This window comes from Paenibacillus sp. TAB_01, from assembly GCF_043945595.1.
In the GTDB taxonomy this organism is placed as follows: domain Bacteria; phylum Bacillota; class Bacilli; order Paenibacillales; family NBRC-103111; genus Paenibacillus_S.
Genome location: NZ_JBIFNP010000001.1, coordinates 4,759,110 through 4,772,500, shown reverse-complemented (window position 1 = coordinate 4,772,500; position 13,391 = coordinate 4,759,110). Strand labels below are relative to the sequence as shown.

The following is a 13,391-nucleotide window of genomic DNA, read 5'->3' as shown; positions in this document are numbered from 1 at the left end:
CTAGCCTTTTTATAATAAACATAACGGTATCGCAGCATACCGCAGCCTAAAAGAAAAAAGGTGGGGAACAGTTATGAATCATTGGAAATCGATCGGAATGGGAGCCGCATGCATCAGTCTTGCTCTCACAACGGCAGCCTGCGGAGCGGGAACGGATGCGGGCAAGACGTCCGGCGCCGGAGGCAGCGCAGCCAAGCCGGTGGAGATCACTTTTGCCAACTGGATATCTGTGGAAGACGGTACGAAGGAAGCGTACAATCAACTGATCGCCGATTTTGAGAAAAGTCATCCGAACATCAAAATCAAGTCGATTGGCATTCCGTTCGCACAGTTTAAAGATCAGGTGCTGGTCAGCTCGGCAGGCGGCAATCCGCCTGATGTGGCCATGTCGAACCAGAACTTTACGCCGGCGTTTGTCGGCGCGAATATCGCGGATCCGCTGGAAACCGCACTTGGGACGGATGTAATCGGAGATATCGTGGACGGCAGCAAGAAAGGCGTTACTTTTAACGGGAAAGTGATGGCGATGCCTTGGGCGCCGCATCCGAGCGCCCTGTTCTGGAACAAAACGCTGTTCAAGAAAGCGGGCCTCGATCCCGAGAAGCCTCCGAAGACGTGGGACGAGATGATCGATATGGCCAAGAAAATCGCTGCGCTCGGTAAGGACGACAAGGGCAATCCGATCTATGGTATCGGCGAGAACGGCGCTTCCGAGTCCTATACCGGAAATATGCTGCTTCGCATCAATTACTCCTACGGCGGCAAGTTTGTGGATGACAGCGGGACTATCGTTTACGACCAGGGGACGGCGCTTAAAGATTCGCTGAACTATGTCAAAGATATGATCAACAATAAAGTATCGCCCAAAGGGGCGATGATGAAGGATTTGCGCCCGATGTTCGCAAACAATGCGCTCGGTATGGTCGTGGACGGTGACTTCGGCCGAACGAATTTCAGGACCATGAGCGGTAAAGGGGAAGCGTTCGATAAAGAGTGGGGCGTGACCACGGTTCCGACAGGCAAATCCGGGAAAAGCGAAACGGTATTTACTGAACACCAGCTCGTACTGACGTCGGCAGGAAAGCATAAAGCGGAAGCGGCGGAGTTCATCAAGTATTTGGTTTCGAAAGACGCGATGGCGATCTACCATAAGCTGAATGGCGTTATGTCTTCGCGCAAGTCGGTTTCCACACTGCCGGAAATGAACGAGGACGAGTACGCCAAGGTATTCAACGAGCAAATGAAAACCGCGTCGCCGCTGCCGGCGGCGAATCCGAAATTCGATAACGCGATGCAGGTGTCGACGGATATGATCGTGCTTGTGACCGAAGGCGGCAAAAGCGCGGATGAAGCGATTTCCATGGTTATGCCTAAAATCAAGGAGCTCTATAAAAAATAAGTCCGTACCGGGGGCGGGATACGAAGCAATCGGTCCCGTCCGGTAGGCTATCAGGCTTAGATGAATGAGGTGAGAACATGCAGCTGAGATTGTCTCGACAACGCAAAAACGCGCTGTTTGCTTCGGTTTTACTGCTTCCGGCGATATTGCTGCTGGGCTTGACGATATTGAGCCCGCTCGTGAAATCGATTTTAATGAGCTTTACGAACTACTCGCTGCTGTCTCCGGACCGTAGCTGGAATAACTTTGCGAATTATACCTCTTTGCTGGCATCACAGGAGTTTTACCACTCTCTCAAGGTCACGCTTGTTTACGTAGTGTTTACCGTAGGCATCGACCTGGTCATCGGGATGGTATTGGCATTGGTGCTCAACCAGAATATCCGGTTCCGTGCGTTTTTTCGCAGTATTGTGATGATTCCCTGGGCAATTCCGACGATTGTGACTGCGCTTATCTTTCTATGGATTTACCAGACCGATTACGGCGTGCTGAACTATACGCTGCTTCACATGGGGATTATATCCAGTAATATCAACTGGCTGCAAAGCATCGGATTTGCGATGCCCTCGATTATAGTTGTTGCCGTTTTCCGGCAATGCCCCCTGGTTGCGGTTATGATTTTGGCCGGCTTGCAAAATATTTCGGTAAGCTTGTACGAGGCCGCCAAAATCGACGGGGCGAGCGGCTGGAGGCTGTTCACCGGGGTGACTCTTCCTTTGGTAAAGCCGGTCATCGCGAGCGTCACACTCATTATGATCGTTAACAATTTCCAGATGTTTACTCTGTTTTATACGCTAACGAACGGCGGGCCTGCGGGGTCCACAACCTCATTGGCGATATTGACCTATGTTACGGCATTTTCAAAATATGAGATGGGCAAGGGCTCGGCGATCGGTGTGATTTGGCTCGTACTGCTGTTCGGCTTTTCCGTCATCTTCACCCGTGTGATGAACCGGGAAGACAACTAGGGGGGGACTTGAGGTGAGTGCTGTGAATAGGGTGCGGCTCATAAAAACGATGCGTGCCGAAAATAAGAAAGCGTACAGGCAGAACAACGGCTTTCTGTATGTCATTTTGGGGGTCGTGCTACTCTTTCTGCTGTTTCCGGTGTACTGGATTCTGGTCACTTCTTTGCATAACAACAGCGAGCTCATGCAGCTGCCGCCGAAATGGTTTCCGCTGCATGCTACGCTTGCGAGCTACACTGAAATTTTAAAGTCAGCGGTGTTCTTGACGTTTTATAAAAATACGCTGCTGGTGGCGTCGGGGGCGACGATCCTGTGCATTATCGTTTCCATTTTTGCAGGATACGCCTTATCCCGGTTCCAGTTTAAGGGCAGCAACCTGCTCACGCTGCTTTTTCTATCGGCACAGATGTTTCCGACGGTGACGCTGGTCATTGGGCTGTATTCCCAATATCAAGCGCTCCATCTGTTGAATACGCTGTACGTGCTTATTTTGGCTTCGACCTCCACGTCGCTTCCTTTCAGTATTATGCTGATGCGCACATTCTTTAACGGCATCTCCAAGGAGCTGGAGGAGGCGGCCGAGATCGATGGAGCCTCCCGATTCAAAACATTGTTCATGATTATCGTGCCTTTATCGAAGCCGGGCATTATGGCGATCGGCATCTACACGTTCCTGATCGCATGGGATGATTTCCTGTTCGGCCTCACGCTTGTAAGCGATATCGGGAAAAGAACGCTGAGTCCCGGCTTGTCCCTCACCTACCTGGGCGAATATGCAGCCAATTGGTCGGGAGCTACGGCGGCCGCTGCTGCGGCCACGCTTCCGCTCTTGATCGCGTTCATGTTCCTTCAGCGGTATATGGTAGAGGGATTGACGGCAGGCGGCGTGAAAGAATAATCATTTGGAGGTTAGAGTATGATGGCAAAACCAGCAAAACAGCGTCGTCCCAACGTAATTGTGTTTTTTACCGATCAGCAGCGCTGGGATACCTCGGGACTGCACGGCAACCCGCTCGGCCTGATGTCCAATTTCGACCGAATGGCGTTAAAGGGGACGCACGTGACGCATTCCTTTACGTGCCAGCCCGTCTGCGGGCCTGCCCGTTCCTGCCTGCAAACCGGGATGTACGCGACGACGACCGGATGCTTCGTCAACGGAATCCCGCTGCCGGAAGGGACGCAGACACTGGCGCATTACTTCAAAAGCGAGGGATACCGGACAGGCTATATCGGCAAGTGGCATTTGGCCGAGGAGGAGCCTGTATCCGAGCCTAAGCGCGGGGGCTACGATTACTGGCTCGCCGCCGATGTATTGGAATTCAGCTCCGACTCGTATCGCACGGTGCTGTATGACAACGATAACCAAGCCGTGAAGCTTCCGGGATACCGGGTGGATGCCATGACGGATGCCGCGATACGCTTCATTGACAATCATCAGGAGGATCCGTTCTATTTGTTCGTTTCCTTCCTGGAGCCGCATCATCAGAACCATCTGGACGACTATCCGGCCCCTGACGGCTATCGGGAAAAGTACACCGGCGCCTGGATTCCGCCGGATTTAGCGGCACTCGGAGGCTCTACCTATCAGCATATTGCCGGTTACTACGGAATGGTGAAGCGGCTGGACGAGGCTCTGGGGCGCATGCTGGACGCATTGAAATCGCTTGAGCTCGATGACAACACAATCGTGCTGTTTACTTCAGATCACGGCTGCCATTTCAAAACCCGGAACGGGGAATATAAGCGCTCGGGACACGATGCTTCCATTCGAGTGCCTACGGCTTTCACCGGCCCGGGATTTATGGGAGGACGCCAGCTTCAGGAGCAAGTCAGCTTGATCGATATACCGCCGACGCTGCTTGATGCAGCGGGGATTCAAGTGCCGCCGACGATGCAAGGCAGATCGCTGATGCCTCTGCTTACAGGCCGGTCGGTGGAATGGCCGGAGGAAGTATTTGTGCAGATCAGCGAGTCTGAGGTGGGACGTGCGGTCCGGACGAAACGATGGAAGTATGTCGTGTCGGCACCGGAGCAGGATGCCTTCACATCCGCCGGTTCGATGCGTTATGTAGAGACCCACTTATACGATCTGCAGTCGGATCCTTACGAGCTGAACAATTTAATCGGCTTGGAATCGCATCATGCGGTAGCCGATATTATGCAGCAAAGGCTGCAGCGAAGGATGGCGGAAGCCGGGGAAGCGGTGCCGGTAATTGATCCGGCTCCCGTACGTCCGGCAGGCCAGCGCAAAGTCTCGGAAGAGGAAGCTTGGAGCTAATACGACACTGAAAATAATTTAATGAGCATGTAAGTCAGAACGGAGCCCGCGGGAAGGGCTCCGTTTTGACTTATCCTTTTGCAGGAGGCGGGAGAGCAAGGGCATATCTGCCCCAATGTTTATGACAAGCATGCCATGTGCAGCTTAGCTTGCATAGTAAGCGCTTGCATTCCGGGATATACTCGCATATTTACGTTTGCCGCCATGTGCTGCATAGTGAAAATCAGATTTCCATTTTGGAGACCTGACCACACGCACAGAGGAGGTGAATGGTTAATGAATGAAACCATGGAACAGCAATCGGTAAGGCAGCGCCATAGACCGCGCAAATGGAATTGGGGAAATGCAGATCTTTATCTCATGCTCGTTCCCGTTCTGGCCTACTATTTTGTTTTTCACGTACAGCCGTTATACGGTTTACAAATTGCGTTCAAGGATTTTTCGGCATCGCTCGGCTTCTGGGACAGCCCATGGGTTGGATTCGATCAATTTCAGCGGTTTTTCTCTTCGTACTATTTTGAAAGGCTATTGTCCAATACGATAGGGATCAGCCTGTACGCCTTGGCGGTTGGTTTTCCCATGCCCATCCTGTTGGCACTGCAGCTTAACGAGGTCAAATGGCTGAAGCTCAAAAAGTTCGTGCAAAATATTACGTATTTCCCTCACTTTGTGTCCGTCATCGTTGTGGCGGGGATGATCACGATCTTCACCTCGCCGGACGGCTTTATCAATGCTGTGAGAGGATGGTTCGGATTGGAACCGGCCAATTTATTGACGGAATCGGCCTATTTCAAATCGATTTACGTCATTTCGCACGTATGGCAGCATACCGGCTGGACCGCAATTATCTATATTGCCGCACTTGCCGGCATTAATCCCGAGCTGTATGAAGCGGCAACTATGGATGGCGCGAGCAAGCTGAAGCAAATGCTGCATGTGTCGATCCCGGGTATTTTGACGACGATCCTGATCTTGTTTGTGCTGCAGATCGGCAGCCTGCTCGACGTCGGATTTCAGAAAATTTTGCTGCTGCAAAATTCGCTGAATATGGAGTCCAGCGACGTCATCTCGACTTACGTGTATCGCACGGGGATTTTGCAGGGCAACTACAGTCTGTCTACCGCCGTAGGACTCTTTAATACTCTGATTAATGTCACCCTGCTCGTAACGGCGAACCAAATCATTAAACGATTGACGAACAACAGCTTATGGTAGGAGGAAGTGGGCCTGGTGGTGAGAAGCAAACTAACGGATGAAGATTTCTGGTTTCGGGCGGCCTTATATTTCGTCATTGCTTGTGTGGTGGTATGCGTGCTGCTCCCTCTCTTGAATGTACTCAGCAGCTCGTTTAGCAGTCCGACCCTCGTGGCGCAGGGAAAAATTTTGTTTTGGCCGCAGGAATGGACACTGCAATCCTACAGCAAGGTGCTGGAAAACAAGGATGTATGGCGCGGGTACGGGAATACGCTCCTATACACAGTCCTTGGCACGGCGATCAATATGATCCTGACGACGCTGGCCGCGTACCCGTTATCTCGCAGTGACCTGAAGGGGGGCAGGCTTATTCTCGGCTTGCTGATCTTTCTGATGTATTTTCAAGGCGGGTTAATTCCTACGTATCTCATTGTGAAGAACCTGGGCTTGGTCAATACGGTTTGGGCTATGGTGCTTCCGCATGCCGTCAATACGTTTAATTTGATCGTTATGCGAACCTATTTCATCAGCACGCTGCCCAAAGAGCTGCAGGAAGCGGCCTTCATGGACGGATGCAGCAACACGAGATATTTATGGAGCGTCGTCATTCCGGTGTGCAAGCCGATTATGGCCGTCATTGCGCTTTATTATTCGGTGTATCATTGGAACGATTTTTTTCAAGCGCTCATTTATTTAAACGACAAACAGCTGTATCCGCTGCAGCTCGTACTGAGGGATATTCTCATCTCTTCCAAAGTCGACGATTTCGCCACGCTGGATGAAGGCTATGCGGATCGGTTGTTTCAAGCGGAAGGAATCAAATACGCCATCATTGTGGTGGCGAGCCTGCCGATGCTCATTTTCTACCCTTTTTTGCAAAAATATTTTGTTACAGGAGCCTTGGCCGGTTCTGTTAAAGGATAAATCCAGTCTGTCAAAAGAGAGAATTTGAGGAGGTCTGTTGAATGAAACGATTACGAAAGCTTGCCGCGACGGCTGCGGTTACGGCGGTGCTGCCCATTGCAATTCTCGGATGCCAAAGCCAGCCGAACCAGGGACCTGAGCAGGCGCAAAAAGATGGAGTGAACCCGGCGGGGTTCCCGGTAGTGAAAGATAAAATTACTTTAAAGGGCTTCGCCCGCAAGGATGCGCAGCTCGGAGACTACGCACAGATGGCTCTGTGGAAGCAGCTGGAGGAAAAAACGAACATCCACGTAGACTGGGTGACACCGGCTCCCCAGGATGCTACGGAAAAGGTCAACCTTGCCATCGCAAGCGGAGATTTGCCCGATTTCTTCATCAAAGGAGTCATTTCTCCCCAGGATTTGACCAAATACGGCTCACAAGGCATTCTCATTCCATTGGAACAATTAATCGATAACTATGCGCCCAATTTAAAGGCAGTTCTCGGTAAAAGGCCGGAAGTCAAGTCGGCGATTACTTCGCCGGACGGCCATATTTATACGCTTCCGCGCATTATTGACGACGGGGTATTCGGAGTGCCGCGCTTCCCCATGCTGAACATGGCATGGCTGAACAAGGCGGGGATGAAGGTGCCGCAAACGAGTGACGAGCTGTACCAGGTGCTGGAAGCGTTTAAAGAGAAAGATTTAAACGGCAACGGCAAACCGGACGAAATTCCGTATACTGCGCACAATATGGATTGGGCCATGCGCGGCTTGGAAGGGATGTTCGGGCTGAACCGGAATCTGGATTATTACGCCAACGTAGATGAGAGCAATAAAGTGCACCTCTGGGTGACGGATGACAAATACAAGCAGCTGCTGGAATACGCACACAAGCTTTATGCGGACGGATTGATCGATAAAGAGATTTTCACGCAAACGGATCAGCTGTATTTAGGCAAGCTTGCAAGCAATCGCGTCGGCTTCACGCCGCTGCTATCGTCCCAGAATGCGGGGAAATTTGCCAATGATTATAAAGGCATCGTACCGCTCAAGGGCCCTGACGGCGATCAGCTGTGGAATATGAGGCAGGACGTTAACTTCGGAGGGGCCAAAGCGGTGATTACCAAAGCCAACAAGCATCCGGAAGCTACGATGCGAATGTTCGATTACTTCTACAGCGACGAAGGCGCCATGTTAATGTACATGGGAGGCCAAGAGGGCGATACCTATTCCCAATCCGCGGACGGCAAGTTTAAATATAAGCCGGAGATCATGAACAGCTCCAAGGGGCTGGTCGTTGAACTCGGTGCACGAACCATCTGGCCCGGCGGCTTCGAGCTGGGATACTACACGGAGAAGCATGTACGGCCTATGATGGAAGGAACCTCCAGACCTGAAGATTTTGAAACGGTCAAAAATTATTTGCCTAAAAACTATCACCCTATGCCTTTGCTGGCGAAAGAAAAGCATGAGCAAATCACTGCAATCCGCACCGATATGGACACTTACATTAAGGAAATGCAGGCCAAGTTTATTTTGGGTGACGTGCCGATAAGCGACTGGGGAAAATATACGGATACGCTGAAGAAGATGGGGATCGAGAAGCTGGAGGGCATGTATCAGGAAGCCCTGAACACACTGATAAAAAAATAACCGGAGGCTTTCATGACAGCTAAAAAAGGAAAAGCGATTATTGACCGGGACTATGCGATATCTGAGATCGACCCGCGCCTTTATGGAGGCTTTATCGAGCATATGGGCCGGTGTGTCTACGGCGGGATTTACGATCCTCAGCATGCGCAGGCCGATGAAAACGGCTTCCGCACGGACGTAGCAGCGCTTGTGAAGGATTTGAACGTACCGGTCATCCGGTACCCTGGAGGGAATTTCGTATCGGGCTTCCGCTGGGAGGACAGCGTAGGCCCTAAGGCGGAGCGGCCTGTCCGCATGGACGCCGCATGGAAGAGCATCGAGACGAACGAGGTCGGTCTGCACGAGTTCACCGATTGGGCGGACCGTATAGGCAGCGAGGTGATGATGGCCGTCAACCTCGGAACCCGGGGAGTGGAAGCTGCGGCCCAGCTAATGGAATATTGTAACGTGGCAGGCGGAACGGCACTCAGCGAGCTGAGAAGAAGCCACGGCCGGCAGGAGCCGTATGCGTATAAGGTTTGGTGCCTGGGGAATGAGATGGACGGCCCGTGGCAGATTTGCAACAAGTCCGCTGAAGAATACGGCACGCTCGCGCGAGAAACCGCCAAGGTGTTGAAGCGGATTGATCCCTCGGTGCAGCTGGTAGCCTGCGGCAGCTCCAGCCTGAAGCTCCCTACCTTTCCGGAATGGGATGCGACCGTACTTGATCTATGCTACGACGAAGTCGATTATTTATCGGTGCATATGTATATCGACAATGCGGAGAACGACCTGGATAATTTCCTGGTCAAGGGCATCAGCATGAACCGGTACATCGATTCGATTGTAGCGGCGTGCGATTTTATCCGGGCGAAGAAACGCTCCGGGAAGACGATAATGCTGTCCTTTGACGAATGGAATGTGGTTCCCTCAACCTGGAAGACGAACAATGCGGAGCCATGGATCATCGGTCCTGCACTCTGCGAAGGCGAATATTCGATGGCCGATGCGGTTGTATTCGGCAATATGCTAATCTCCTTGATAAAGCGGAGCGATCGGATCAAGATTGGCTGTTTGGCTCAGCTCGTCAACGTATTTGGTCCGATTATGACAATACCGGGCGCGGAAGCCTGGAAGCAGACGGTGTATTATCCTTATTTGCACGCTTCGATGTATGGGAGGGGAACGGCGGTACCCGTGCAGCTGCACGTTCCGGAAATTTCGACCAAGGATTTCGCCGGTGCGCCGTTAGCCGATGCAGTAGCCGTTCACGATACGGATACGGGGGAGGTTACGATCTTCACTGTGAACCGAAGCGCGTCCCTTGAATTGGAGCTCAGCTACGAGCTTAGAGGATTTGTATCATTGGAGTTTTGCGAGCATGTGGCGCTGTCGCACGGGGAGGCCCATGCCTGCAATTCGCCGGGGCATTCGGACAACATCGTCCCGCGGATTCAAAACACCTATGAAGTGAAGAATAATCAATTCACCGCAACGCTTGCGCCCGTGTCCTGGAATGTGCTCCGGCTGAAGCCGAGAGAGGCTCAAGCATTCGTTGAGGAGGGATGAGTCCGAATGTCCGAAAAAAAACCTAATGTATTATGGATATGCACGGACCAGCAGCGCACCGATACGCTGGGCTGCTACGGCAACTCCATGGTGAGTACGCCGAACATCGACAAGCTTGCGGCTTGGGGTGTGTTATTCGAACAGGCCTATTGTCAGAGCCCGGTTTGCACGCCGAGCCGAGCCAGCTTCATGACGGGAAGGTATGCCAGAACAACCCGCTGCCGGCAGAACGGGCAGAAAATGCCTGCCGACGAAAAACTGATCAGCAAACTATTTGCGGAGCACGGTTATCTTTGCGGGCTGGCGGGGAAGCTGCATCTGGCGCCCTGCCACCCGGACGTATGCAAGGGAGTGGAGGAGCGGATCGACGACGGCTATCACGCTTTTTATTGGTCGCATGCTACCGGCGGGCATTCCTGGGCGCTGGACGAGTACTTACAATGGCTGGACGGCCGAGGAGTCTCGTTGAAACGCGAGCCGATGGACGAGATTAGGCAGACATTCTACGGCAACGATTCGGAGGATAGGCAAGGGACATGGTGCACAGACAAAGCGCTGCAGTTTATCCGTTCCAACCGGAAGTTTGGAAATTCGTGGTTTATGTCCGTCAACTTTTTTGACCCGCATCATCCGTTCGATCCTCCGAGGGACTTGATGGATAAGTACATGAAGCTCGGTGACGAAATTCCTTTGCCGAACTATGCGGAAGGCGAGCTTGCCGGCAAGCCGCTTTATCAGCAGATGGACAGCCGGAAGGCATACAATTTCAACGGAGCGTTTAATTTTTCCGAGATGACGGAGCTTGAGCATCGGGCCGCCCGGGCGTCGCAGTGGGCGATGCTCGAGCATTTGGATATCCAGGTCGGGCGGCTGCTGGAGGAGCTGGAAGCGTCGGGCGAAATCCATAATACACTTATTATCTTTATGTCCGATCATGGCGAAATGCTTGGAGACCACGGGATTTATTGGAAGGGTCCGTACTTTTATCAGGAGCTGGTCAAGGTTCCCCTGATCGTCGCCTGGTCGGGGATGATCGCTTCGGGGATACGAAGCGAGGCGCTTGTCGAGCTTGTCGACCTCGCTCCCACGTTGCTTGAAGCGGCAGGTCTCCCGCTGTATCCGGGGATTCAAGGTAAATCGCTATGGCCGCTGCTTTCCGGCGAGCGTTCTCCGAATGCGCATCGCGAAAGCGTTTACTGCGAGTATTACAACGCCCAGCCATGGCATCCCGACCAGCCTCCTCAAGCGACCATGGTTTTTGACGGCAGATATAAGCTGGTTCGGGTGCATTCGACGAAGGAAGGAGAGCTCTACGACCTGCAGGCGGACCCGCAGGAGCATCACAATCTGTACGATCAAGCGAACTGCATAGAGGTGAAAGCGGCTCTGCTCGAGCTGCTCTCGGACCGGATGGCCTTCACGGCAGATCCTCTTCCGGAGCGTCTCGCGGATTGGTAGCAATGCGATCCATCTACTTTGACGAACTGCATGAAAGGAGAGATTCGAACCATGAACAATCACAAACGGCTGAAGGTGGCCCTGATCGGGGCGGGGGGCTGGGGAAGGCAGCATGCGAGAGTTTTCCAATCCCGCGAGGATGTCGACTTATGCGCTATCGTGGGACGCAGCGTGGAGAAAACGAAGAAACGGGCCGCCGAATTCGGCGCCAACGCTTACACCGATATCGCTCGGATGCTGGACCGGGAGCAGCCGGAACTGGTCAGCTTGTGTCTGCCGAACCAAGAGCATTTTGAGCCGACGCTGCAGATCATTCGGGCAGGGTTCCCGCTGCTGGTTGAGAAACCGCTTGTATACGATCTCAAGGAAGCCGATATTCTCATGAATGAGATCGGGTTCAGGCGTCATACAGCAAAAAATGAGGGTATGACAATTCCGAAGCGATTTTACACATTGGGTCCCGCCCGAATCACAAACCATTAGAGGTATGACATATAGGCAAAGCTTTCGGTGCATGGTACGTTTTCGTCAAAAGAAAGGGTGACTGAAAATGACTCTTCCATCCGAGAGACCTCATATCGTGCTTATCACCGCAGATGAATTGCGCAAGGATGCGCTTAGCTGTTACGGCAATGAGGCCATCTCCACACCGAATCTCGACCGCCTTGCTGCGGAGTCGATGAAATTTGAATGCGCTTATACGGCGAGCCCGTGGTGTCTTCCTTCGCGATGCGCCATCGTAACCGGCAAGCTGCCGCACAATAACGGGGCTTACAGCAATTTCCGAGAGTGCCGCTTGGACCGGCAAGGTGCCGAATTTGTTCGGCGAGTTGAAGGAAGGCGGTTATCGGACCTCGGTGTTCGGGAAATGTCATTTTATCCCGGTCAAGTATGGCGAAACCCGGCCGGATTGTACGCTCCCCTACGAGGAGCATAAGCAATATTATCGCAGTCTTGGCATTGACGATCTTACGCTGCAGGACGGCAAGCTCGTATCGGCCTGGTATTATGACGATTTCAGCAAGGAGCTGGACGCGCAGGGCATGCTCGAAGCTTACCGGGCCGCAGCCTGGGATAAATCGAAGATGAAGGTATATCCTTATCCACTGCCGAAGGAATGGCATCCGGACTGCTGGGTCGGACGGAAGGCGGAACAATATATCGCCGCGTACGACCGGGAAGAACCGCTGTTTACATGGATTTCGTTCAGCGGTCCGCACTATCCGTTCGATGCGCCGGCCGATTACAACGCTGCGGTAGATAAGACGAAGCTTCCTTCGCGCCGGCTGAAGCCAGGGGAGCTGGACGATCCGAGCCGGATTCACCATAGCAGCTACCATGGGCCGGGACGCATTGACGGAGCCGGTGCAGCCCCGGATAGGGCGTGCAAAAACTATACGGACGAGTACTGGGAGCGGCTGACCGTCAGCTATTACGCTAACATCGTGCTGATTGACGAGCAAATCGGCCGCATTCTGGAAGCGGTTCGAGCGCGGTTTGGAGACAATACGCTGATCCTGTTTACCGCAGATCACGGGGAAATGCTTGGCCACCATGGCATCTGGGGCAAAAACAACTGCGCCTACGAAGATGTCTGGAACGTGCCGCTGTTGGTCAAATCCCCGGGCGAAGCCGCACCGGGCCGGTCGGAGGCCAAGGTCATGCTGACAGATATTATGGCAACTTGCCTGCAGGCCGCCGGGCTTCCGATCCCGGCTGCGGACAGCTCCGATTTACTGGAGTTGCACCGTAACGGCGGGCGCCCGTATGTTTTCTGCGAGGGAGAAGGCTTCGCAGCGATCAGCGACGGCGTCGTCAAGTATATCCAGGTAGACAAGCCGGACGAAACCTTCACGGAGCTGATCGATTTGGCGGAAGATCCGGAGGAATTCGGCAATGTCCTTCATAACCCGGAGCTGGCTGCGAAGCGGTTTGTGCTGCAGCGGGCGCTTGCAGAAACGTTCATGCGCAGCCTGCTTAACTAA

At 53.0% G+C, this 13,391-nt stretch carries 11 protein-coding genes and 1 pseudogene; all 12 read left to right on the top strand.

What is annotated here, in order from left to right:
- Nucleotides 1-73: 73 nt before the first annotated feature.
- The 12 genes and pseudogenes from ACHHV8_RS23110 to ACHHV8_RS23055 all read left to right on the top strand — a co-directional run bounded on the left by ACHHV8_RS23110 (nt 74) and on the right by ACHHV8_RS23055 (nt 13,391).
- Nucleotides 74-1,399, top strand: coding sequence for an ABC transporter substrate-binding protein (locus tag ACHHV8_RS23110; RefSeq protein WP_395161799.1), 1,326 nt, complete (start codon nt 74-76; stop codon nt 1,397-1,399).
- A 77-nt stretch (nt 1,400-1,476) separates the two neighbouring features.
- Nucleotides 1,477-2,367, top strand: coding sequence for a carbohydrate ABC transporter permease (locus tag ACHHV8_RS23105; RefSeq protein WP_395161798.1), 891 nt, complete (start codon nt 1,477-1,479; stop codon nt 2,365-2,367).
- A 13-nt stretch (nt 2,368-2,380) separates the two neighbouring features.
- Complete coding sequence (locus tag ACHHV8_RS23100; protein ID WP_395161797.1) at nt 2,381-3,265, top strand: carbohydrate ABC transporter permease; 885 nt, start codon at nt 2,381-2,383, stop codon at nt 3,263-3,265.
- An 18-nt stretch (nt 3,266-3,283) separates the two neighbouring features.
- Nucleotides 3,284-4,645, top strand: a complete 1,362-nt coding sequence (locus ACHHV8_RS23095; protein ID WP_395161796.1) for a sulfatase family protein — start codon at nt 3,284-3,286, stop codon at nt 4,643-4,645.
- Between the two features lie 276 nt (nt 4,646-4,921).
- A complete protein-coding gene (locus ACHHV8_RS23090; protein ID WP_395161795.1) occupies nt 4,922-5,860 on the top strand; it encodes an ABC transporter permease in 939 nt (312 codons plus the stop codon).
- Nucleotides 5,861-5,875: 15 nt separating this feature from the next.
- A complete protein-coding gene (locus tag ACHHV8_RS23085; RefSeq protein WP_395161794.1) occupies nt 5,876-6,763 on the top strand; it encodes a carbohydrate ABC transporter permease in 888 nt (295 codons plus the stop codon).
- Nucleotides 6,764-6,804: 41 nt separating this feature from the next.
- Entirely contained in the window at nt 6,805-8,400 is a 1,596-nt protein-coding gene (locus ACHHV8_RS23080; RefSeq protein WP_395161793.1) for an extracellular solute-binding protein, read from the top strand.
- 12 nt (nt 8,401-8,412) lie between these two features.
- Entirely contained in the window at nt 8,413-9,948 is a 1,536-nt protein-coding gene (arfA, locus tag ACHHV8_RS23075) for an arabinosylfuranosidase ArfA (RefSeq protein ID WP_395161792.1), read from the top strand.
- Nucleotides 9,949-9,954: 6 nt separating this feature from the next.
- On the top strand, nt 9,955-11,406 hold the full coding sequence (locus ACHHV8_RS23070) for a sulfatase family protein (protein WP_395161791.1): 1,452 nt from the start codon (nt 9,955-9,957) through the stop codon (nt 11,404-11,406).
- 51 nt (nt 11,407-11,457) lie between these two features.
- Nucleotides 11,458-11,889: a Gfo/Idh/MocA family protein gene (locus tag ACHHV8_RS23065; RefSeq protein WP_395161790.1), complete on the top strand. Its 432-nt coding sequence runs from the start codon at nt 11,458-11,460 to the stop codon at nt 11,887-11,889.
- 67 nt (nt 11,890-11,956) lie between these two features.
- Nucleotides 11,957-12,181: pseudogene (locus ACHHV8_RS23060) on the top strand (sulfatase-like hydrolase/transferase); the annotation flags it as partial.
- Nucleotides 12,182-12,215: 34 nt separating this feature from the next.
- The gene (locus ACHHV8_RS23055; RefSeq protein WP_395161789.1) at nt 12,216-13,391 is read left to right on the top strand and encodes a sulfatase-like hydrolase/transferase; all 1,176 of its coding nucleotides are present in this window, start codon (nt 12,216-12,218) and stop codon (nt 13,389-13,391) included.